The 23,494-nt window shown below is 49.1% G+C and carries 14 protein-coding genes and 2 rRNA genes; 13 read left to right on the top strand and 3 right to left on the bottom strand.

What is annotated here, in order from left to right; all coding sequences use genetic code 11:
- The 13 genes from BLR73_RS11035 to BLR73_RS11095 form a co-directional block, all read left to right on the top strand.
- Positions 1–137 (top strand): 23S ribosomal RNA (locus tag BLR73_RS11035); the annotation flags it as partial.
- Between the two features lie 81 nt (positions 138–218).
- A 5S ribosomal RNA gene (gene rrf, locus BLR73_RS11040) occupies positions 219–331 on the top strand.
- Positions 332–475: 144 nt separating this feature from the next.
- Entirely contained in the window at positions 476–973 is a 498-nt protein-coding gene (locus BLR73_RS11045) for a hypothetical protein (RefSeq protein ID WP_143010941.1), read from the top strand.
- A gap of 11 nt (positions 974–984) precedes the next feature.
- On the top strand, positions 985–1,548 hold the full coding sequence (locus BLR73_RS11050; protein ID WP_073046810.1) for a cob(I)yrinic acid a,c-diamide adenosyltransferase: 564 nt from the start codon (positions 985–987) through the stop codon (positions 1,546–1,548).
- Between the two features lie 64 nt (positions 1,549–1,612).
- Positions 1,613–1,834: a DUF2795 domain-containing protein gene (locus BLR73_RS11055; protein WP_013063838.1), complete on the top strand. Its 222-nt coding sequence runs from the start codon at positions 1,613–1,615 to the stop codon at positions 1,832–1,834.
- Between the two features lie 350 nt (positions 1,835–2,184).
- Positions 2,185–5,244 carry a SusC/RagA family TonB-linked outer membrane protein gene (locus BLR73_RS11060; RefSeq protein WP_369821150.1) on the top strand — a complete coding sequence of 1,020 codons (3,060 nt, stop codon included), beginning with the start codon at positions 2,185–2,187 and terminating at the stop codon, positions 5,242–5,244.
- 17 nt (positions 5,245–5,261) lie between these two features.
- Positions 5,262–7,187: a RagB/SusD family nutrient uptake outer membrane protein gene (locus BLR73_RS11065; RefSeq protein ID WP_091862044.1), complete on the top strand. Its 1,926-nt coding sequence runs from the start codon at positions 5,262–5,264 to the stop codon at positions 7,185–7,187.
- Between the two features lie 19 nt (positions 7,188–7,206).
- The gene (locus BLR73_RS11070) at positions 7,207–8,337 is read left to right on the top strand and encodes a SusE domain-containing protein (protein WP_091862047.1); all 1,131 of its coding nucleotides are present in this window, start codon (positions 7,207–7,209) and stop codon (positions 8,335–8,337) included.
- Between the two features lie 170 nt (positions 8,338–8,507).
- A complete protein-coding gene (locus BLR73_RS11075; protein ID WP_143010942.1) occupies positions 8,508–10,109 on the top strand; it encodes a DUF6377 domain-containing protein in 1,602 nt (533 codons plus the stop codon).
- A gap of 183 nt (positions 10,110–10,292) precedes the next feature.
- Entirely contained in the window at positions 10,293–12,542 is a 2,250-nt protein-coding gene (locus BLR73_RS11080) for a glycoside hydrolase family 31 protein (RefSeq protein ID WP_233456389.1), read from the top strand.
- A 10-nt stretch (positions 12,543–12,552) separates the two neighbouring features.
- A complete protein-coding gene (locus tag BLR73_RS11085) occupies positions 12,553–13,278 on the top strand; it encodes a SusF/SusE family outer membrane protein (RefSeq protein WP_091862053.1) in 726 nt (241 codons plus the stop codon).
- A 33-nt stretch (positions 13,279–13,311) separates the two neighbouring features.
- Entirely contained in the window at positions 13,312–15,435 is a 2,124-nt protein-coding gene (locus BLR73_RS11090) for a TIM-barrel domain-containing protein (protein WP_091862055.1), read from the top strand.
- A gap of 81 nt (positions 15,436–15,516) precedes the next feature.
- Complete coding sequence (locus BLR73_RS11095) at positions 15,517–19,098, top strand: glycoside hydrolase family 38 N-terminal domain-containing protein (RefSeq protein WP_091862058.1); 3,582 nt, start codon at positions 15,517–15,519, stop codon at positions 19,096–19,098.
- Positions 19,099–19,153: 55 nt separating this feature from the next.
- On the opposite strand, the gene BLR73_RS11100 is transcribed toward BLR73_RS11095, so the two are convergent.
- From BLR73_RS11100 to BLR73_RS11110, 3 genes are all read right to left on the bottom strand, one after another.
- A complete protein-coding gene (locus BLR73_RS11100) occupies positions 19,154–20,731 on the bottom strand; it encodes a PspC domain-containing protein (protein WP_091862061.1) in 1,578 nt (525 codons plus the stop codon).
- 20 nt (positions 20,732–20,751) lie between these two features.
- Positions 20,752–21,105 carry a PadR family transcriptional regulator gene (locus BLR73_RS11105; RefSeq protein ID WP_013063228.1) on the bottom strand — a complete coding sequence of 118 codons (354 nt, stop codon included), beginning with the start codon at positions 21,103–21,105 and terminating at the stop codon, positions 20,752–20,754.
- A gap of 93 nt (positions 21,106–21,198) precedes the next feature.
- Positions 21,199–23,475: a GH92 family glycosyl hydrolase gene (locus BLR73_RS11110; RefSeq protein ID WP_369821151.1), complete on the bottom strand. Its 2,277-nt coding sequence runs from the start codon at positions 23,473–23,475 to the stop codon at positions 21,199–21,201.
- Between the last annotated feature and the right edge of the window lie 19 nt (positions 23,476–23,494).

Raw genomic sequence — 23,494 nt, forward strand, 5'->3', positions numbered from 1 at the left:
AGCATCTAAGTGCGAAGCCAGCCGCAAGATGAGGACTCCATTGAGGGTCGTCATAGACGATGACGTTGATAGGGTGCAGGTGTAAAGACGGTGACGTCAAAGCCGAGCACTACTAATTGCCCGAACTCTTTCGCTTCATGCTGATATTATCAGATGTAGTTGTTTCCAAGAGCAATCTTGAACTACGTTTCTTGTGTCGACAATGTCAATAACCTATATTAGGTGGTTATTGCAGTGGGGTCCCACCTCTTCCCATTCCGAACAGAGAAGTTAAGCCCACCTGCGCCGATGGTACTGCAATGCAATGCGGGAGAGTAGGAAGCCGCCGTCTTTTTAAAACGAAGTAGGAATCACTTTCGAGTGGTTCCTATTTTTTTGTATTTATTATTTGGTATTACAAAGAAAAACGAGTTTTCCTTTGGTATTTCACTCGATTTGCACTATCTTTGCAGTGATGAATCTATTGAAAGGCAGTTTGGTTTGGTTAGGGCGTATCCATCAATGCCGAGGTTTTGGCATCCAGTCGCCTACCGATTACTCGTTTGTACGTTATGTGATAAACGAGCATTGGCCTTATTATGCCTACGAACAGTTGAAAGGCGATGATTGGCTCACTACCAAACTGGGACGGTTATACTTTCGATTAGCCAATTGGCGCCAGCCAGCTATGATGATTCCAGATGAATATCAACGCTACTGGCAGGCAGGATGCCATCAAACAGCTTTTACACCTATTATTAATAAAGTAGAGCTGGCAAGAGTTACCATTGAGGATAATGCCTCCTGGGAAGCCTTAATGCCAAAATGCGATAATCAATCTGTTATAGTAGTCGAAGGTATCTGGCGTGATTGGGAACGTTGGCATGAGATAGAGTCTGACGATAGAACAGTGATTACCTACGACCTTTACTATTGCGGTATCGTATGCTTTGATAAAACGAGATTTAAACATAACTATAAGATTAACTTCTAACCAATCAATTTATGAAAATAACTAAAGTCTATACCCGAGGTGGCGATATGGGTAAAACATCGCTTGTAGGCGGTCAGCGTGTATCGAAGGCCAGTGAGCGTCTTGAGGCATATGGCACGGTAGATGAACTGAGCAGTCATTTAGGACTGCTGGTCTCGCTTTTACCTGATGGTGATGACAAGGCGATGATTATGCGTATTCAGAACTGTTTGTTTAATGTATGTACCAATTTAGCTACCGATCAGGATCAAACAGTCTTATCTCCCTCTGCATATTTGCCTGAGGGCGAAATAGAGATGGTAGAACATCAGATAGACGATATTATGAAGTTGCTGCCCGAGAAACAAGGGTTTGTATTGCCAGGAGGTACTCGTGAAGCTGCACAGGCCCATGTGTGTCGTACGGTGTGTCGTAGGGCCGAACGCCGCATTGTCGCTTTGTCGGAAGTGGCTAAAATTAGTCCCGAAATATTGCAATATGTGAACAGATTGAGCGATTATCTGTTTGTTTTGGCAAAAAAAATAAATTTTAACGCAAATCAGAGTGAAATAGTATGGCAAAATGTTGGTAGATAGAAATTAATTCATTACTTTTGCGGCCGAATAAAAAATGAATTAGTTAAACTAACAAACTTGTATTATGTATTGGACACTTGAATTAGCTTCGAAATTAGAAGACGCACCTTGGCCCGCTACCAAGGATGAACTCATAGATTATGCCATCCGTTCGGGAGCTCCACTCGAAGTATTGGAGAATCTGCAAGAGATTGAGGATGAAGGTGAGGTGTATGAGAGCATCGAAGACATCTGGCCCGACTATCCTACTAAAGAAGATTTCTTGTTCAACGAGGATGAGTACTAATTGCTGAAAACAAACGAGCTCTAACCTTAGACGTCTTTTAATGAGCAACATGACATAATCTGCGTGATTTGTCATGTTGCTTATTTTATATTTCTGTTATACACACGTGTTGTTTGTTGAATTGTTAACTACTTGATAATCAGTATGTATTTTGTTCGTAAAGGCTTATATTGCCTTATACAAATCTTTTTTATTGGCGAATAATGGATATAAGAGGTTAACTTTGCACCGCAAATCAATCCAAAGCTAACAAATTAACAATTTAACAAAAAATGAAGAAACAACTAACCAAAATTTGTCACTTCTGGTTACCTGCCAGTTCTGTGATGCTTTGCAGCCTGACTATGCTGATGGCTGCTCCGTTGTTGCCTCAGGCTCCTGCGGCTGTGGCGCAAAGCGTACAGACCAACCAGGTAACAGGTCTTGTAACCGATAAGCAGAAAGAACCGCTTATTGGTGTTACCGTAACTTTGGTGGGTACTGAAACTCGTGCCATTACCGATGCTGATGGTATGTTCCGAATTAACGTGCCCGCTAAGAGTGGTACTACGTTAGAGTTTAATTACATTGGTTTTGCCAGCAAACAGGTAAAGGTAAATGGTTCGCGCCTGCTGAATGTGATGCTGGAGGAAGAAACCAATGAGTTTACCGAAGTGGTAGTAACTGGTTATTCCAGTCAGAAGAAAGCATCTATCATTGGTGCTATCGAGACCATCAAGCCTGCTGAGCTGCAGTTCGGTTCTACGCGTACCTTATCTAATAATCTGGCTGGTAAGCTGAGTGGTGTTATTGGTATTCAACGCTCAGGTGAGCCTGGCTATGATGACTCAAACTTCTGGATTCGAGGTATCTCAACCTTCTCTGGTAGCAACAACCCATTGATTTTGGTTGATGGTGTGGAGCGCGACTTGGATAACGTAGATGTTGCTGAAATTGAGTCGTTTTCTATATTGAAAGATGCTTCGGCGTCGGCCATGTATGGTGTCCGAGGTGCTAACGGTGTGATTGTGATTACCACCAAGCGTGGTAAGATAGGAGCACCTCAGGTGAGTTTCCATGTTGAACACGCTATTAATCAGCCCACTCAGTTGCCAAAGTTCCTGAATGCGCCCGACTATATGTCGCTGCTCAACGAGTTGGCTGCTCAGGACAGGGTGGCTCAGCCTTTTACACAGCAGCAGATTGACCGTACCCGTTCTGGCTATGATCCCGACCTTTATCCTGATGTGAACTGGGTGGATGCCATTACAAAGGATTATGCCTATACCACTCGTGGTAATCTGGAGGTGAGCGGTGGTTCCGACTTCCTGCGCTACTCGATTGTCACTTCATATTTCAAGGAGACAGGTCTGCTGGAGCAGGATAAGAGTTTGGTTTTCGATAATGCAACTAACAACCAGCAGTATAACCTGCGCACCAACATTGATATGGACGTGACCAAGACCACCATGCTCCGTGTAAACATTGGTGGTTATCTGAACCGATTCAAGAAGCAGCGTTGCAATACCAATGATGCGTTTGGAGAGGCTTTCCGTACCTTGCCTTTCGTGCATCCAGCCCGTTATAGTGATGGTGCTATCCCTGTGATTTCGTATCGTGCTAACCCCTGGCGTACGGTCACTCAGCAAGGTTACGACTTCATTACTTCAAGTAAAATTCAGACACTGTTCAGTGTTGAGCAGGATTTGAAGATGATTCTGCCAGGATTGAAGGCTAAGGGGCTGTTTAGTTTCGACCGCTGGAACCGTAGCCGTCGTAGTCGTACGGCTAAACCAAGTACCGTATTCCCCGCTACTGGACGTGATGAAGAGGGTAACCTGATTTACTCGCAGCATGAAGCTGGCGACGAGTCGCTGGGCAACGAGCAGGGTAATGAATATGGTAACACCCGCGTGTATTTCGAGACCGACCTGATGTATAACCATCGTTTTGGTAAAACCGATGTGGATGCCATGTTGCTCTACAATCAGCAGGCCTATGATGATGGTAGTATTCAGGACTACCGTAAGCAGGGTATCGCCGGTCGCTTGTCGGCCACCTATGACAACCGCTATGTGGCTGAGTTCAACTTCGGTTACAACGGTTCTGAGAACTTTGCCAAGGGTAAGCGTTTCGGTTTTTTCCCTTCTTTTGCTATCGGATGGTTGCTCAGTGAGGAGCACTTCATGGAGAAACTGAAACCTATCTTCCATAAGATCAAGTTCCGTGCCAGCATTGGTCAGGCCGGTGATGATAATATTGGTGGTCGCCGTTTTGCCTATCTGGGCACACTTTTCACCAACGAGGAGGGCTATATTTGGGGAACCAATGGTCAGAAAAACTATGATCGCGATGGTGTCAAGGGTATCACCGAAGGTGAGATTGGTGTTGATAACCTGACTTGGGAGACCGTGACCAAGAAGAACCTTGGTATCGAGGTCGGTTTGTGGAATATGCTCGACCTGAATGTGGATATCTTCAGTGAGAAGCGTAAGAATATCTTTATGGAGCGTAGCATCATTCCCACTCAGACTGGTTTTGTGAAGGCTCCTTGGGCTAACTTCGGTCAGGTATCAAACAAAGGTTTAGAGGTGACACTCAATTTCCACAAGCAGTGGAACAAGGACCTGTTCACTTCGGCCTATGGTAACTTTACTTATGCCAAGAACCGTGTAGATGAGAAAGACGAGCCAGAGGCTCTGAAGGGCACTCACCGTTCGGCTACAGGTCGTTCAATGAACGAGTTGTGGGGTTTGGTTGCTGAGCGCTTATTCACCTACGACGACTTTAATGCCGACGGAACCTTAAAGGATGGTATTCCTACACAGGATGGTGTGGGTGCTGCCATTCTGCATCCTGGCGACATTAAGTATGTAGATGTGGATGGTGATGGTGCTATTACCGAGGCCGACGAAGGTTACATTGGTGGTACTGAAGACCCACGCATCGTGTATGGTTTCGGTGGTGTGATTAGCTACAAGAACTTCGATTTCAATTTCTTCTTCCAAGGCACAGGTGATATGTATCGTGTGATTGGTAATCAGCCTTACTTCCTGCCTGGTGGTGGTACTACTACGGAGGGTAACGCCTACAGTTATAATCTCGACGATCGCTGGACAGAGACCAATCAGGATCCATATGCCTTCTGGCCCCGTCTGACCTATGGTCCTAACGTGAACAACTACCGTCGTTCTACCTGGTGGAAGAAAGATATGAGCTTCCTGCGTTGTAAGACTCTTGAGGTTGGTTATACCTTGCCCAAGTCTTGGTTGCAGAGTTTCTATGTGAAGAGTTGTCGTGTGTATGTCAGTGGCAATAACCTGTTCTGCCTCTCGTCGTTCAAGCTGTGGGATCCTGAATTGGGTACCAACGATGGTTTGAAATATCCAATGAACCGTTCAGTGATGTTCGGTATCGACATTAACTTTTAGTTTATCGTATTATTGTTATGAAGAAGAAACTTCTATATATTTTCTGTGCGCTTAGCGCCATCAGCGGCTCGTTAGTGTCGTGCTCCGACTATCTCGACAAGGAGCCTGATACCGAGCTGACCACCGATATGGTGTTCGAGAACCGTGAAAAGGTCTATCAATGGTTGGCCTATGTCTATAATGTGATTCATACGCCTGACAAGTGGGAGCTGAAGACCGATGGTTATGAGGTGTTCGCCGATGATATGACTCCTTCAAAGCGTTGGCAGCAGTGGGATTGGAGCAAAGTTATCCCAAAGATTTTCGGCCAGTGGACCATTAACTCACAGTGGGATGCCAATTACTGGCAGATGATGCCCCGTTATATCCGTCATGGCTACATTTTTAATAATATGGTAAAGGCGATGCCCGATCACGACCTGCCACAGTCGGAGGTTGACAACATGAAGAACGAGGTGAAGTTCCTTACCGCTTATGGCTGGTGGCAGTTGGCCGAGAACCATGGTGGTATCCCCTTCAAGCCCGATTATATTGCTCCTACCGACTTTGATTTGGCAGATTTGATGGTAGGTCAGTCTAAGTTCGACGATGTGGTTGATTACTGTGATAAGCAGATGTTGGAGGCTGCTATGGCACTGCCTGCTGTATATGACGATCCTTCGAAATATGGTCGTATCAACCGCATCATGGCGCTCACCGTTCGTTCGCGCATGTTGCTCTTTGCTGCTAGTCCTTTGGTAAATGGTAACCCTTGGTACAAGGATTATGTGAACAACGAAGGTGAACAGATTTTTAATCCTACCTACGATCCACAGAAATGGGTGCGTGCCGTAGAAGCTTTGAAACTCTGTATCGACGAGGCCGAGAAAGCTGGCTATGCTCTCTATACCGAGAAAGGTCCTAATGGTGAGATCGACCCCTTCATGAGTACCTATAACGTGCACATCAAGCGTTGGAGCGAGGGTAACCACGAGATTACCTTCCCTGTAACTAAGAATAATAGTTATAATTTCTTCCTGGTTAAGGTGAGTGTACGTGAGTATGGCGGCGGTTGTGGCCTGGGTGTTTATCAGGGCTTGGTTGATGCCTTCTTTACCAAGAACGGTCTGCCCATCAGCGATCCTAACTCAGGTTATGTAGAGGATGGTATGTCAACCACTATCGACGATCGTTCGGATATCACCAACTGGGAGTATGGTACCGGTAAGCCCGGACAGGTAACCGATCGTGGTACCTATAATATGTACTGCAACCGCGAGCCCCGTTTCTACAATGCCGTATCGTTCCATGGCGCTTGGTTGGCAGTAGGCAATCGTAAATACGATTTCTTCTATAACGGTCGTGATAATATCCAGACATCATCACCCCACGATGCCCCACAGAATGGTTACCTGGCTCGTAAGGGCTTGAACGTGCTCGATAATAACCTTACAGGATCAATTACCCCACGTCAGGGCTTCACCTATCGTCTGGCCTTCACCTATCTCGACTATGCCGAGGCTGTGAACGAGTGCTACGACAACAGCTCTTCGCGCCAGGAGGCTCTGAAGTATCTGAACCGTATCCGTGAGCGTGCCGGTGTGCGCCAATACACTACTGCTGACGTGAGCCCGATGGACGAGAAGTTCATCCATGTGGATGACACCCAGGCCGAGCTGCGCCGTGTGATTCGTGCTGAGCGCCGTGTGGAGCTGTGCTGCGAGAACAACCGCTGGTATGATATCCGTCGCTGGAAGGAGGCAGAAAACCTGCCCGAGATGTGTGGCGACGACTATGGTATGAACTTCCAGGGTAGCACTCCTGAGGAATTCTTCAAGCGCACCGTGTTCCAGACCCGTATCTGGAAGCGCCAGTACTACTGGATGCCTATCTATATCGACGAGTACGAGAAGAACCCCAACTTGCGCGAGGCCCCATTCTGGGTAAACGAAAATGGTAATTAAGCTATAAATGAATACGATTATGAAGAAATATGCAATGATATTCAGTGCCTTGTGCACAGGACTGCTGTTCACATCGTGCAACAAGGACCCAGAGTATTTCACGCTGGAGGAGAACCCCGACGAGATGCACGTGAAGAGCTCGGTTGAGGAGATTACCCTCAGCAAGAGTGCTGCCGACCAGACGGCTGTTACCTTCAGTTGGGATGCGGCCACAAGTGTCGACCCATCAACCGAAGGCATCAGCTACAAGCTATGCCTATATCCCACCGGTCAGAAAGACAGCCACTCTGACTATAAGGAGTTGGGTACTAACCTGACTTATTCGATGACCCACGACGAGCTGAACACGATGCTGAGCCAGTGGGCTCTGCCAGGTCAGGCTGTCAAGGTAACAGCTCAGTTGCTGGCTGTCTTCAAGAACGAGCAGCGCTATATCAAGCCTGAGCTCTCGACTGTCGAGTTCACAGCTACAGGCTACGAGAAATACTCACCCTACCTGTACATGCAGATTACCACCGATGATGGTAAGAAGAGTACCCAGCGCTTGGATCAGCGCCAGCTGGGTACCGGTATCTACGAGGCTACGTTGAACATGAGTGCCTGCAAGTTCCACTTCACCACCACACCAGAGGCTTATCCTGCCTATGGTATAGCCGAAGGCGAGCAGTTGGAGTACTATACAGACGGTGATGTGCGCGATTTCCGTTTCGATGGCAATGGCAAGCGTACGGTTATCGTGGATACCAACGTCGGCTTCAACGACTGTCGTGTACTTGACATCGTTCAGTTGCCCACACCAGGACAGATCTGGATTTGTGGAAACGGCTGTTCGGTAGGTTGGAATACAAACACCTCTAATGGTCGTTTGGAGATGGTAGGTAGCGCACGCGAACCCTACTATTATGCTTGGACTGGCGATTTCAATGCTGGTGGTGAGTTTAAGATTGGTGTTGGTAATGGCTGGGGCGATCCCTTCTTCTTCGCGCCTGACTATAATGCCGACCCCGTGAGTGATCATCGTCTGTCACCCTTCCGTTATCAGGACAATGGTGGCGACGTGAAGTGGGTGCCCTCGGTAAGCGGTCGCTACACGTTGACACTCTGTTTGCTGGCCACAGATATGTGGACTAAGTTCGAACCAGCTAATTAGTAAGTAGTAAAGTAATATTTCGGCCGATGGGCAGTTAGTAGCTCTCTGTGAGCTATTAATTGCCTATTGGTTTTTATGGCGTTAATTATTGTTATATTTTGAATTGAGATGGTGCGTGGTTGGGTTTTTATCTTTAACTTTGGCTGCGATTAACGAAGACTCAAACTAAAATGAAGATTAGGAAACCTATACTAACATGTTTATTGGTATTTTTAATGGTGCCTGTTAAGGCTGCAATTGATAAAAATACTGCCGACTGGTTAAACAAACTGGATGCCAGTCTTGCCAAGCGTGACTATTATGAGAAACAGCGTATCGACCGTATTGAAAGTCTGAAAGAGGGTATGGCTAAAGCCAAGGCCGAAGGTCGCGAATTTACCCAGATGTACGCCTTGTATAACGAATACAAAAGCTACCGTTACGACTCAGCCCGTCACTACTCTTATGCTTGTTTGGGATTAGCCACTCGTCTGCAGAATCCACAGTATATCGCCCAGTCGCAAGAGGCTATTGCTTTCTCGTTGATATCGGCTGGTATCTTGAGCGAGGCTCACGATGTGATGCTCTCGATAGATCGTAGTGCCTTGAGCGGAAAATTGCTCGAGGATTATTATGAGATTAACAGCTTGCTGTGGCGCAATATGGCCGATTACATCAAGGAAGAACCCTTTTATACCAAATATATCAATAGAAGTAATGGGTATCTCGACTCGCTTAAGCAGATTGTGCCGCCCAATTCCTGCATGTGGTGGTCGGTTACTGGTACGCGCCAGTTGCGTGAGCACGAGCATCAGAAAGCACTCGAGTCGCTGCAACATGTACTTGATGGATGTGGTGACGACTTGCACATGCGTGCCAAAGCGATGGCAGAGATGGCATGGGCTCATATCTTGTTGGAGCATGAGGATAAGGCTATAGTATGTTTCGCCCAAGCGGCTATGGCTGATAACGAAACGGCAACACGTGAGATAACCGCTCTTTATCATTTGGCTCGTCTGATTTTTAAGGAGGGTGAGCATGAACGTGCCAGCGTGTATGTGCATCAGGCTTTAGAGGATGTAAACTTCTACGGAACCCGACTCCGTAAGGTGGAAATCAATGATATCCTGCCTATTATCGAACAAGATCGCTACGATGGTATGCGTGGTCAGCGAAACTGGCTGTTTGTGGCAACGGCCCTGTTCGTTATCCTGTTGTTGGCATGTCTATGGAGCTACTGGACTATCCGCCGTAAGAACCTAAAGCTTACCGAGGCGCGTGAAACCATTGCCGGGCAGTTGGAGCAGCTCAAGCTCACCAATCTGCAGTTGCAGGAGGATGATAAGATCAAGAATGCCTATATCGGTCGTTCATTCTATACCAATGCCGAGTTTATTGCCAAGTTGGAGAAACTTTATCTGGCTATCGATCGTAAGATAGCTGCGCGCCAGTATGAGGACTTGCGCTCGATGATGAAACTCTCGACGCTGAATACGGAGCGCGCGAGTATGTACGAAGCTTTCGACCAGACATTCTTGAAACTGTTCCCCGACTTTGTGGAGCGTTATAATGCGCTGTTCGAGGAGAAAGATCGTAAGCTGCCAGATAACGATCAGTCGCTGACATCCGAGATGCGTATCTTTGCCCTGATTCGATTAGGTATCAACGATAGCGAGCGCATTGCCAAGTTCCTGGATTACTCGGTACATACGGTGAATACGTATAAAACTCGAATAAAGAACCGATCGACGGTTGACAACGAGCAGTTTGAGCACCTGATTATGGAAATCTAGGCGGCTCGCTGCTCAATATTTCTGTTATACAAACAACTAACTCGACTTAAGTGAACTTGCTGATTATCAGCGCCATCTTTGTTATACGACTGATTATTCGTTATACATTTACTTGCTTTCTTTTGTATGTGATCTATTTGCAGTACTTTTGTGCATGAAATAACAAAAACGTAATATATAAAAATGAAACGAATTCTAACTTTATTATTCATTTGTCTGAGTATCAATACAGCGTGGGCACAGGAGTTGAATCCTGTGGCTCATCCCGATGCTGTTGTACGCTCAGGAAAGGCGCGTTTTACTGTATTAACGCCCGAAATGATCCGTATTCAGTACAGCGATCGCTCGTTGTTCGAAGATCGTGCAACGTTTGCTATCGTAAACCGTCGTTTACCCGTTCCTGCCTTTACGGCTGTAGAGAAGGATGGTTATCTTGAAATCAAGACATCGGCCCTGACACTTAAATATAAGATAGGTGGCGTGATTGATGGTCGCAAGCCATCGGCCGAGGTGCTCAACATCTCGATGCAGCTTAACGGTCGCCCCGTGTTGTGGTATCCTGGTAAGGACGATGCGATGAACCTGAAGGGTACAACTCGCACCCTCGACGGACAGATTGGTGATAACAAGCGCCAGGAACTGGAGAATGGTTTGTTGTCGCGTGCCGGTTGGAGCATTATCGACGAGTCGCCATTGGCCCGTCGTGGCGATGGCTCAACCACATTCGCATTCGACAAGCAGGTGGATGGTATCGACTGGGTGGCCGAGCCTGTGGATAAGCAGGCCATCGATTGGTACTTCCTGGGTTATGGCCATCAGTATAAGAAAGCTTTAGGCGATTTCATCAAGGTGGCTGGTCGCCAGCCCATGCCGCCACTCTACGTGCTGGGTTACTGGTACAGCAAATACCAGCGTTACACCTCGGATGAGTTTATGGAGATTGTGAACGATGTGAAGCGCTTCAACATCCCCATGGATGTGATGATTTTTGATATGGACTGGCACACACAGGGATGGACTGGTTGGACTTGGGACCGCACAGCTATTCCCGATCCTGAGGGACTGATTGACTGGATGCACCAGCATGGTTTGAAGGTGTCACTGAATCTTCACCCAGCCGATGGCGTGGATGATGATGAGGACTTCTTCAACGATCTGCGCGAGGACATGGGATTGGATAAACAGACCAAACGCGTGCCCTGGAACCTGAGCGATGGCCGTTTCTATCATAACATGTTCAAGCACATTATCCGTGCTCGCGAGCGTCAGGGTGTTGATTTCTGGTGGCTCGACTGGCAGCAGAACCTCACCAGCAAGTATGTTGACGGACTGGGCGAGACCTTCTGGTGCAACCATGTGTTCTATAACGATATGCGACTGAATCGTCCCAACCATCGTCCGCTGATTTTCCATCGTTGGGGCGGACTGGGCAGCCACCGTTACCCGATTGGTTTCTCTGGCGACTCGTTCACAACCTATGGCACCCTGGCTTGGCAGCCTTACTTTACTGCCACAGCTTCGAATGTAGGCTTTGGCTACTGGGGCCACGATTTAGGCGGACACCAGCAGACAGGTGGCAACGATCCTGAGATTTATCTGCGCTGGATGCAGTTCGGTGTGTTTACCCCCATCTTCCGTACCCATGCCACTAACTGGGAGGGTATCGAGCGTCGCATCTGGAAGTATTCTAACTTCCCCTCGCTGCTTGAGACGGTTAAGTTGCGCTATGCGCTGATGCCTTATATCTATACCGCAGCCCGCCAGGCTTACGATACGGGTGTTAGTCTGTGTCGTCCGCTTTATTACGAGTGGCCCGAGGCCAACAATGCCTATCTGTTTGAGGATGAGTATATGTTTGGCGACGATATCTTAGTGGCCCCAGTGGTTACCAAGCCTGAGAAGGATGGCACCACAGCCCGCCGCACATGGCTGCCAGAGGGACGTTGGTTTGATGTGTGTCGCAACAAGGTGGTTGAGGGTAACCGAACCTTTACCGACCGTTATGCCATGGAGGAGATTCCTTACTTCTTCCGTGCCGGTAGTGTGATAGTGAACAACCCACCGATGATGAATCTCAACACACGTCCTGACCGTCTGATACTGAAGGTGGTGCCTGGTGGCAATGGACAGACCAAGCTTTACGAGGACGAGGGCGATACCGAGGGCTATAAGCAGGGTGCTTATACCACGACAACCATCAGTCACGAAGGTAACACGCTCACCATTCTTCCCCGTGAGGGAAAATTTGCGGGCATGCCTGAGAGCCGTTCCTACACCGTAGAGTTCCTGGCAGTTAACCGTCCAAAAGCCGTGGTTATCGATGGTCGCCAGTTGACCGATGGTAGCTGGAACTATGATCAGCAGCGCCGTTTGCTCACCGTTAATGTGGCTCGTACAGCGTGTGATAAGAAAACAGTGGTAACTATTAAATAATGTAAGCGTGATGAAAAGATTATATATGATGATGGCTGCACTGGTGGTGTGTATCACCTTGTGTGCCCAGCAGTATCAGGAACTGTGGATTATCGGAACCGCTGTGCCTGGTGGTGCCCAGAAACTTACCAAGGTAAGTGATAACGATTTTAAGTATGCTGGCCGCTTGAAGGCAGGCGAACTGCGCGTTGCCACAGCCAAGAAGGCAGGTAAGCGTACGACCTATCTGGTGGCCGACGCCCCCGATGCCAATATCGTAAACAAAGGTGTCGACTATACCATCACTACCGATGCCAAGCAGGCCGCCTGGCAGGTGGTGGTAAGCGAGGATCGTTACCGTTTCCATATCGATACTGAGAAAAAACAGTTGCGTGGCGAACTGTTCCAGCCTTGGGGCGAGTTGTTCTTGGCTGGCGGTGCCACCGAGGTAGGCTGGAAGTCAGAGGGCCATATGCTTCTGATGAAACAGGACCTGAATAATCCTTGTATCTGGACTTGGGAGGGCGAGCTGAAACGTCATCCCGAGGTTGAGGAACCTGGCAGCTTTAAGTTCCAGGGCCAGGATCGTTGGCATCCCAAATCCATCCATCCTTATGCTGCCGATACGGATATTCTTAAGGATCAGCGTTTTCACACTGGTGGCGATGATACTAAGTGGACGTTGTCGGTCGATGGGCGTTATCGCATCAAAGTAGATTTGTTTAACGAAACCATCCAGGCAGAGTTAGTGAAATGAAAAAACAATTGGGTTAATTAATAGTTAGTAATCATGACTGTAAGAATCAGTTTTATCCTTAGTAGTCTGGCCATCGCATCTGTTGCGATGGCTCAGTCTGCATTTATCACCAACGATAGTGTGGCTGTGTTTTATCCTGCCCATTACGATGCTAAGCAGCATCAGCCTTCGCCCATTTTTGAACAGGAGCCTGCAGCTGTTAATCCGTTGGATGCCAAGTGGCCTCTGCGCGTGGCTTTCAGTCAGCAGAATGGTCATAGTATTGCTACTATCCGCGTGGCCGACGACGTGGATTTCTATGGCACAGGCGAGGTAACAGGTCCGCTGCGACGTAATGGTCGAACCATCGAGTTGTGGAATGTTGATACCCCTGCCTATGGTGTTGATGGCGGTACTCACCTTTACCAGAGTCACCCATGGGTGATGGGATTACGCAAGGATGGTACAGCCTTTGGTATCATTGCCGATAACACCTGGCGACAGAAGATAACCACCGCCGACCACGAGGTGATATTCGATAGTGAGGGTCCTGCTTTCCGCGTATTCGTTATCGAGCGCCAGAGTCCTCAAGCTCTTATGCAGGCATTGGTTGGTCTCACCGGTACTATGTCGCTGCCACCCTTGTGGTCGTTAGGTTACCACCAATGTAAGTTTACCTACTATCCAGATAGTAAGGTGATGGAGGTGGCCGACAAGCTGCGCAAGCATCGTATCCCATCAGATGTAATCTGGATGGATATCGACTATATGGACGGCTATCGTATTTTTACTTTCGATCCAAAGGGCTTCAGCAATCCTAATCGTCTGAACGATTATCTGCATCAGAATAACTTTAAGTCGGTGTATATGATCGATCCAGGTGTGAAGGTAGAGAAAGGTTACTTTGTTGACGATCAGGGTACCGCTGGCGACTACTGGGTGAAAACACGTGATGGAAAGCCTTTCGAGGGCGATGTGTGGCCAGGCGCTTGTCACTTCCCTGATTTTACCCGTCCCGAGGTGCGTACCTGGTGGGCCACATTATATAAGGACTTTATGGCCAAGGGTGTGGATGGTGTTTGGAATGATATGAACGAACCCGCCGTGTTTGGACAGAAAGAGAGCACCATGCCGCGCGATAACCAGCACCTCAATGGCGATGGTGGCGCTGCAGGTCCACATCTGCGTTTCCATAATGTGTTCGGCCTGAATATGGTGCGTGCCAGCCGTCAGGGTCTGCTGTTGGCTAACCCGCAGAAGCGTCCGTTCATCCTTTCACGTTCAAACTTCTTAGGTGGTCATCGCTATGCGGCTACCTGGACAGGCGATAACCTCTCATCGCCCGAGCAGATGAAACTCAGCGTGCCCATGACGCTTACCTTGGGCTTGAGTGGTCAGCCATTCAATGGGCCTGATATCGGTGGATTCTGTGAGAACTCCAATGCCGAGTTGGTGGCTCAGTGGACGGCACTGGGTGTTTACTTCCCCTTTGTGCGCAACCACAATACTAAGGGTACTATCGATCAGGAGCCATGGGCTTTCGACGAAAAGGTGCTCGATGTGTGTCGTACTGCCATCAACCGCCGCTATATGCTCATGCCTTATATCTACACCTGTTTCCGCGAGGCCAGTGTGGATGGCATGCCTGTGATGCGCCCGCTGTTTATGAGCAATCCTAAGGATCTGAGTCTGCGTAGCGAGGATCGTGCCTTCCTGTTGGGTGCCGATCTGATGGTCCGTCCACAATGGGCAACCGATGTGGCTCAGCCTGATGGTGGCAGCTGGCAGAAGCTGACACTCGAGGCCAATACCGATAGCTATCAGGCCGAACTGCGCCAGCGCCCTGGTTCGATTATTCCCCTGGCTAATCTGGCTCAGAGCACAGCCGAGATGCGTACCGACTCGCTTACCTTGCTGGTGTGTGTTGATGCCAACGGTCAGGCTCAAGGTCAGTTGTATGAGGATGCCGGCGATGGTTTCGACTACAAGAAAGGGGCTTATCGCCTGACAGAACTGAAAGCTGTGAAGCAGAAAAAGCAGCTGAAGGTGACTTTGACGCAGAAGGACGGACAACTGGCTCCCATCCAGCGCCAGTTGCGTATCGGCTACGTAAATGGTGGCAGAGTAAAGTACAGTGCCTGGAAAACAGGCTCAGAAATTACCGTTTCCATCAAATAACTACAAAAAAGGCAGAAATGAGAACTCCGGTTTAGGTATAATTGGCTACTTTTGCGGCACCAACCCATTAATAAACATTCTATGATTAAGAAAAATTCTAAAAAATTTTTATCGGTGGCTGTGGCTGCGCTGCTCTCGTCGGGAGCTATGGCGCAGACCGTGAAGAAAGCCTACATGGTAGCCGATGCCCATCTTGACACCCAGTGGAACTGGGACGTGCAAACCACTATTCGCGATTACGTGAAGAGTACCATCGACCAGAACTTGATGCTTTTGAAAAAGTATCCAAGTTACATCTTTAATTTTGAGGGTGCTGTGAAGTACAGCTGGATGAAGGAGTACTATCCGATGCAGTTTGCCGAGTTGAAACACTATGTGGCCAATGGCCGCTGGCACCTGACCGGTAGCGGCTGGGATGCCAACGAGGTGATAATCTGCTCGCCCGAATCGTGGTTGCGTAACATCTTGCTGGGTCAGACGTTCTACCGTCAGGAGTTCAATACAGAGAGTACCGATGTGTTCTTGCCCGACTGCTTTGGTTTTGGTTACACGCTGCCCACACTGGCAGCTCACTGCGGCTTGATTGGTTTCTCGTCGCAGAAACTGGTGTGGCGTACCAATCCCTTCTACGAGGGTGGCAAGCGTTATCCTTACACCATTGGCCTGTGGCAGGGTATCGATGGCAGTCGCATCATGATGACCCACGGTTTTAACTACAGTCAGCGATACAACGACGAAGACCTGTCGCAGAACCAACAGTTGCTGCGCGAGATCGGTGAGAGTCCGCTTGGTCAGGCCTATCATTACTATGGTACTGGCGATATCGGTGGTTCGCCCACCATCGCTTCAGTGCGTGCTATCGAGAAAGGTATCAAAGGTAGCGGTCCGATTAAGATTGTGAGTGCTACCAGCGATCAGATCTACAAAGATTATCTGCCTTACGACAAGCACCCTGAACTGCCAGTATTCAACGGTGAGTTGCCTATGGACGTTCATGGCAACGGCTGCTATACTTCGCAGGCTGCCATGAAACTGTATAACCGTCAGAACGAACACCTGGGTGATGCGGCTGAACGTACAGCAGTGATGGCCGACTGGCTGGGCGCTGCCAGCTATCCAGCTGATGTGATGACCGATACGTGGAAGCGCGTCATCTGGCATCAGTTCCACGATGACCTGACTGGTACCAGCATTCCCCGTGCCTACGAGTTCTCGTGGAACGACGAGCTGCTGGCACTCAAGAAGTTCTCTGATGTGCTGACACACAGCGTTTCTGGCATCGCCCGTCAGATGGATACACGTGTTTCTGGTCAGCCTGTTGTGGTTTATAACAATGAGACGACACCCGTCCGTGCCATCGCACAGGTGGAACTGAATGATAACCGCGATTACCGTGTAACCGATGCTAATGGTCGTAGTGTGGCTTCGCAGGTAGTAGAGCGCGATGGTAAGCGCGTGCTGCTGTTCGATGCCGATGTACCTGCTACTGGTATGGCTGTATATGGTGTTAAGGCTGCTGGCAATAAGAAGATGGGTGCTGCCGCTGCAGGTCGCACCATCCAGTCGTCGCGTTATCAGCTCACCGTAGATGATTTTGGTGATGTAGTATCCCTCATCGATAAAAAGAATAACCGCCAGCTGGTGGCTAACGGAAAAAGTCTGCGCCTGGTGGTGTTTGACGACTGCCGTTCAGAGAGATGGCCTGCTTGGGAAATCCTGAAGCGTACACTCGACAAGGCTCCACTGCCTGTTCACGATGGTGTACAGATCTCTGTTGAGCCAGGCACTCTGCGCCAGACACTGGTGATTAAGAAGAAATATGGCGAGAGCGACATCATCCAGCGCATCCATCTGTACGAGGGTGCACAGGCCGATCGTATCGACTTTGAGAACGAGGTAGACTGGCGTTCGCTCAATGCCCTGCTTAAGGCTGAGTTCCCACTTAGTGTAGCTAATGCTGAGGCTACCTACGATATCGGTTTGGGTAGCGTGCGCCGTGGTAACAACCGCGATAACAGTTTCGAGGTGTATGCCCACGAGTGGACCGACCTGACCGACCGCAAGGGCGACTATGGTGTGACATTGCTCAACGATTCGCGCTACGGTTGGGATAAACCCGCCGACAACACCCTGCGCCTGTCGCTGCTCTATTCGCCAAAGCCCGGTCGTAGCTATGCTTATCAGGCCCGTCAGGACTTCGGTCATCATGTGTTCACTTATAGTCTGGTAGGTCATCAGGGTGAGCTTGATGCTGTTGAGGCTGTTCGCCAGGCCGACCGTCTCAACAGTCCGCTTCGTACTTTCCATGCCGACCGCCATGCAGGTCAGTTAGGCCGTCAGTTCTCGTTTGTAAATTCTGATAATAAAAATGTTGTTGTTCGTGCCCTGAAGCGTGCCGAGGTGAGCAATGAGTATGTGATTCGTGTGTATGAGATGAGTGGTAAGGGAGCGCAGCAGGCTCGCATCAGCTTCCCTGCTGCTATTGTGAAGGCTGTTGAGGCCGATGGTACAGAACGCACCTTGACCGATGCCAAGACCGATGGCACCCAGCTGCTGGTAGATATCAAGCCTTACAGCGTCAAGACCTATAAGGTTCAGCTGGCAGGTCAGAAGTCTGCCGCTGTCGATGCCCAGTCGGTGGCACTCGATTTCGACCGCCACTGTTTCAGTTTCAACGAGTTCCGCACCTCGGGCAACTTCGAGGGTGGTAACAGCTATGCAGCCGAACTGCTGCCCGACGAAGGTATCACCGTGGGCGATATCCCCTTCACCTTTGGCGAGAAAGATGCTGCCAATGGCTTGACCTGTAAGGGTCAGACCTTGCAGCTTCCCACTGATAAGGACTACCGTCACTTGTATCTGCTGGTAGCTTCGGACAACGACGACCGTCAGGCCACCTTCACCGTTGCTGGCAAACAGCAAACCGTAGGTGTGCCCTACTACACAGGCTTTATTGGCCAGTGGGGACACGATGGTCAGACCGTTGGTTATCTCAAGGATGCCGAGGTGGCATGGGTGGGCAGTCACCGCCACTCAGGAGCCGGCGACGAGCCTTATGAGTTCACCTATATGTTCCGTGTACGCATCGATCTGCCTAAGGGCGTTCGCGAGGTTCAGTTGCCTGCTGACGAGCATGTGGTAGTGTTTGCTGCTACTGTAGCTAATGATGCCAACGATGGCACTGCTGCAGCCCCATTGTTCCAAACATCTATCCTGCCCAATGCACAAACCACAGCTGCTGCTACCCAGCCCCAGGTGAACTTGTTGCGCGATGCTAAGGTTATCGCCACCTCAGGCGAGGTGAATAATAGCGAAAGCGCAGCCATGCTGATGGATGGCGACCCTGATACCAAGTGGTGCGATGCCCAGGCTGCTCCAAACTATGTTGTATTCGATTTTGGCAAGCCTACCACTATCACCCGTTGGCGTGTGCTGAGTGCTGCTTGTGAGCAGTCGGCTTATATCACCCGTACCTGTCTGCTGCAGGGCCGTAATAGCGATACCGAAGAGTGGCAAACGCTGGATATGTTCGAAGGCAATCGCAACAACTACACCGATCGCAGCTTCACTGCAACCAGCGTGCGTTACTTGCGACTTTTTGTGATAGCTCCTACACAGGGGCAGGATTCTGCCTCTCGTATCTACGAGTTAGAGGTTTATTAAATACAAAAAAGAGAGCTGACAAACATCAGCTCTCTTTTTTTGTTTGTGACCACGATTATTTCTTTGTATTTGGCAGGTCGGCTGTGCGGGTAAGTACAAAGTCCATGGCCGAGAACCATTTTGCGCGGCAGGTTTCGCCAGTGAATACCGCATCAGACGACATGCCGTAGGCTATCGAATCGCCAGCTACTACTATGCTATCGATGGTGATGGGCTTCCAACCCATTTCGTCTTCTGGGTTATTGTTTACAGGGATGGTTTGTAGATGTTTCTCTTTACCCATGGCATAGATAAAGGTGCCAGGCCCCTCGGCGCGGGCGTAGCATGTAAGCTGGTAAATGCCTGGTTCAACCTTTTCCTTACGCTCGGCTTGGAATATCTCCTCGCAACGATCGTTAAACACATCCAAAAAACGCGCGTTATTATACCCCTGGCTATCCATAGCATAATACGTATAATGATCGCAGTTCTTGGCCTTTACCAGATTCCAGCTGCCACGTCGCAGGAAATCGGCATCATTCTCATCCATTTTTACACCCTGATAGGTGGTAGTAGAATCGATTTGGTAACGCTCCTGGTAATAGTCGTAATGATAATTGGCTATGGTGATACCTAAGGGCACTGCGATGCATACGGCGATAACCCAAAGCACGATGTTTACGATGCGCTGAATAACACCCATAGGGCGGATCTTGCCTGTGAGTGAGAGCACCATGTGGATAATGGCATAGATGGGCAGAAGCAATACCAGGAACAGGGCGATTACAAAGATGATAAGCATCTTGGGGTTGCTAACCCATGCGCCTTCCAGTCCCATAGCTCCGAGGCTGAACGGTAGGGTACTGTTTAGTGGAAGCACCATCGCACTGACCGTGGCAATGAGCACGCCGAAGAATCCGAGCGACAGGGCAATGCACACGACGATTGAAATGATAACGACAAAGGCTATAACCATCTTCATGAGGATGATGAACAACAGACGCATAAAACCGGGGCGCTGTACGTGCTGCTTTTCGCCCTCAACCACTACATCGGCCAGGTTCTGCGGCGTTATATCCTTGCCTTCCATCTGCAACAACTGCTCGGGAGTTCTGGCTTCGGGAATAACGAGTGCCAACACAAGATAGATAAAGATACCCACACCATAGCAGAAGGTAAACAATATCATCAGGAATCGCCAGATAACAGGGTCGGTATTGGTATATACAGCAATACCAGACAGTACGCCTGCCAGCATCTTATCCTTGGGGTTGCGATACAGTTTTTTGCCAGCTGTACGTGCACGTACATTCTCATAAATCTTCTGACCAGCCGAACGGGCCTGCTCTTCCCAGTTGGTGCCGTTGCCTTCTTGTTGCTTCTCGCCATCCTCGCCAGTAAGCTCTTCGGGCTTGCCGATACGGGTGATGATTTCCTTAACATGCTCGATGGTGATGGCCTCGATGCCTTGCAGGCGTAGTTCGTCGAAGAGTTCGGCGATGCGGGTCTCGATGTCGTCCACAATCTCGTCGCCGCCCTCCTGTTTTCCAAACGATGAACGGAGCGAGTTAATGTACTGCTGCAGCAGCTCGTAGGCATCCTCGTCTATCTGAAACAGACGCCCACACAGGTTGATGGTAATATTCTTTTTCATAACTTTAATCTTTCAATTCTTCAATCCTTTACTTCCAATAACTTGGGGGTTACATTCTTTAGATAATTAATGGTGTTAGAGAGTTCCTGCCAGGCTGCATCCAACCCTTCGAGAAACTTTTCACCCTCTTTGCTCAGGGCGTAATACTTACGAGGCGGTCCTTGGGTTGACTCCTGCCATTCGTACTGCAGCAAACCATCGTTCTTAAGTCGGGTTAATAGTGGGTAGAGTGTGCCCTCAACCACCAGTAGCTCGGCGTTTTTTAGTTGTTGGATAATGTCGCTGGCATACGATGGGCGATGCTTCAAGAGTAGCAGTACACAATACTCGAGCATGCCTTTACGCATTTGCGACTTTGCATTTTCAATGTTCATATCTTTACCGTTTTAAAAGATTTCTGCGGCAAAGATAAGCAAAAACTTAGTACCTTGTATAACAAAGTACCAAGTTTTTGCAAGGAATTATATCTATTTAACAATTAGGCTGTTATTTGAGAACGAGTAGGGGAGACTGTTCTCGTTAGTGCCTCGTTGCTGATTGGGCTTTGACGACATACGATAATCGATACGGCCACCCTTCAGCAGGTCGGTGTGCTCCAGATAGTTCTTATCATAAGCAGCACCATTCACGCTCATCTCGCTTACGTAGCAGTTTTCTGTGCTGTTACTGTCGGCATTGATAACCAGTGTTTTGCCGTTGGCCAGATGCAGGGTTATCTTATTAAAGTAAGGTGTGCCCAGTGCATACTGCCCTGAACCCGGACAAACGGGATAGAAACCGAGAGCTGAGAACACATACCAGGCCGAAGTCTGTCCGTTGTCCTCATCGCCGCAGTAGCCATCAGGTGCGGCCTGATACATGCGGTCCATCACCTGACGCACCCAGTACTGAGCCTTCCAAGGCTGTCCTGCCCAGTCGTACAGATAAATCATGTGCTGGATGGGCTGGTTACCATGGGCATAGTTACCCATATTCATGATCTGCATCTCGCGAATCTCGTGAATCACTGCACGATAATAGCTCTCGTCGAAAACAGGTGGCAGGTTAAATACGGAGTCGAGCATAGCTACAAAGTTCTCCTTACCTCCCATCAGACGAATCAATCCTGCAGGATCGTGGAAAACCGACCAGGTGTAGTGCCATGAGTTACCCTCGGTAAAGGCGTCGCCCCACTTCAGTGGATTAAAGGGACTCTGGAAGGTACCATCCTCATTTCTGCCACGCATCAATCGGGTTTCCTTGTCGAACACGTTCTGGTAGTTCAAGGCACGCTCCTTATAAGGTTTCAGTTCTTTCTTAGATTTTCCGAGTGCCTGTCCTAAACGATAGATACACCAGTCGTCGTATGCATATTCTAAGGTGCGTGCCACATTTTCTTTGATACCAACATTATAAGGCACATAGCCCAGACGGTTATAATATTCAAATCCCAGTCGGCCTGTGCTTGATACCTGAGGATGAACAGCATTGGCACCGTGCTTTACAGCCTGCCAGAGTGTCTCCACATCGTAGCCGCGCATGCCTTTCAGATAGGCATCGGCCACCACCGCGGCTGAGTTGTTGCCCACCATGCAGCCGCGATGACCAGGACTGGCCCACTCTGGTAGGAATCCACTCTCCTTATAGGTGTTCACCAATCCCTCCTGCATCTGCTGGCTCATCTCAGGATATACCAGGTTGAGCAGTGGAAAGAGCGAACGGAAGGTATCCCAGAAACCAGTATCGGTGAACAGACGTCCGCTGTGCACCTGTCCGTCGAAAGGACTGTAGTGTACAATCTCGCCAGCCTTGTTTACCTCGTGGAACATACGGGGGAATAGAACCGAACGATACAAACAAGAATAGAAGGTGCGCAAGTGATCAACATTGTTGTCTTCAACCTCCAGTCTACTAAGGATGGTGTTCCAACGCTGGCGACCGTCATTGCATACGGTGTCGAACGAGCGATTGCTAACCTCTTTCAGGTTCTGTCGGGCCTGCTCGGCGCTGATGAACGATGAGGCTATACGCAAGGTTACAGTCTCGCCACGAACCGTTTGGAATCCTACTACTGCACCGGCATGATTACCTTCAAAATCGCGTTTGTCGGCCTGTATCTTGCCATCTGCTACTGTAGAGAGGAATGTGAACGGCTTGTCGCTCTCAATCACAAAATAGTTCTTAAAGTTCTCAGGTACGCCGCCACTATTCTTGGTGGTATAACCCTCAATGTGGCAATCGTCGATAATGCGTACCATCGAACCCTTATCAAAAGCATCCACTACGATGCGTGACTCTTTGGAGTCGGGGTAAGTGAATCGCATCACAGCGGCACGTTCAGTGGGTGTTACCTCGGCTGTGATGTCGTAATCAGCCAGATACACCTTATAGTAATACGGACGGGCCGTTTCGGCCTTATGCGAGAACCAGGAGGCACGCTTGTCCTCATCGAACACGGTGCCAACAGTGGGAAGGATGGCAAACTGTCCGTAGTCGTTTATCCAGGGCGAAGGCTGATGGGTCTGCTTCAATCCGCGAATCTTACTTGCGTCGTAGGTATAAGCCCATCCGTCGCCCATCTTTCCAGTCTGAGGCATCCAGAAATTCATGCCCCAGGGGAGTGCGATAGCAGGGTAGGTATTGCCAGTTGAGAGTGCGTGGTTTGATTGTGTGCCTACCAGCGTGTTGACATAATCAACAGGTGCGGTGGCTGCCACAGCACTGCCCCCAAGGAGCAGTGCCACAGCCAAAAGACTCTTTCTCAGATTCTTTTTCATAACAACA

The organism is Prevotella sp. khp1 (assembly GCF_900102205.1).
GTDB classification, from domain to species: domain Bacteria; phylum Bacteroidota; class Bacteroidia; order Bacteroidales; family Bacteroidaceae; genus Prevotella; species Prevotella ruminicola.

Coding starts and splice junctions, on each gene's coding strand:
- BLR73_RS11090 (WP_091862055.1), top strand. CDS start 13,312: ATGACTGTAAGAATCAGTTTTATCCTTAGTAGTCTGGCCATCGCATCT.
- BLR73_RS11070 (WP_091862047.1), top strand. CDS start 7,207: ATGAAGAAATATGCAATGATATTCAGTGCCTTGTGCACAGGACTGCTG.
- BLR73_RS11075 (WP_143010942.1), top strand. CDS start 8,508: ATGAAGATTAGGAAACCTATACTAACATGTTTATTGGTATTTTTAATG.
- BLR73_RS11050 (WP_073046810.1), top strand. CDS start 985: ATGAAAATAACTAAAGTCTATACCCGAGGTGGCGATATGGGTAAAACA.
- BLR73_RS11105 (WP_013063228.1), bottom strand. CDS start 21,105: ATGAACATTGAAAATGCAAAGTCGCAAATGCGTAAAGGCATGCTCGAG.
- BLR73_RS11100 (WP_091862061.1), bottom strand. CDS start 20,731: ATGAAAAAGAATATTACCATCAACCTGTGTGGGCGTCTGTTTCAGATA.
- BLR73_RS11065 (WP_091862044.1), top strand. CDS start 5,262: ATGAAGAAGAAACTTCTATATATTTTCTGTGCGCTTAGCGCCATCAGC.
- BLR73_RS11055 (WP_013063838.1), top strand. CDS start 1,613: ATGTATTGGACACTTGAATTAGCTTCGAAATTAGAAGACGCACCTTGG.
- BLR73_RS11060 (WP_369821150.1), top strand. CDS start 2,185: ATGGCTGCTCCGTTGTTGCCTCAGGCTCCTGCGGCTGTGGCGCAAAGC.
- BLR73_RS11080 (WP_233456389.1), top strand. CDS start 10,293: ATGAAACGAATTCTAACTTTATTATTCATTTGTCTGAGTATCAATACA.
- BLR73_RS11085 (WP_091862053.1), top strand. CDS start 12,553: ATGAAAAGATTATATATGATGATGGCTGCACTGGTGGTGTGTATCACC.
- BLR73_RS11095 (WP_091862058.1), top strand. CDS start 15,517: ATGATTAAGAAAAATTCTAAAAAATTTTTATCGGTGGCTGTGGCTGCG.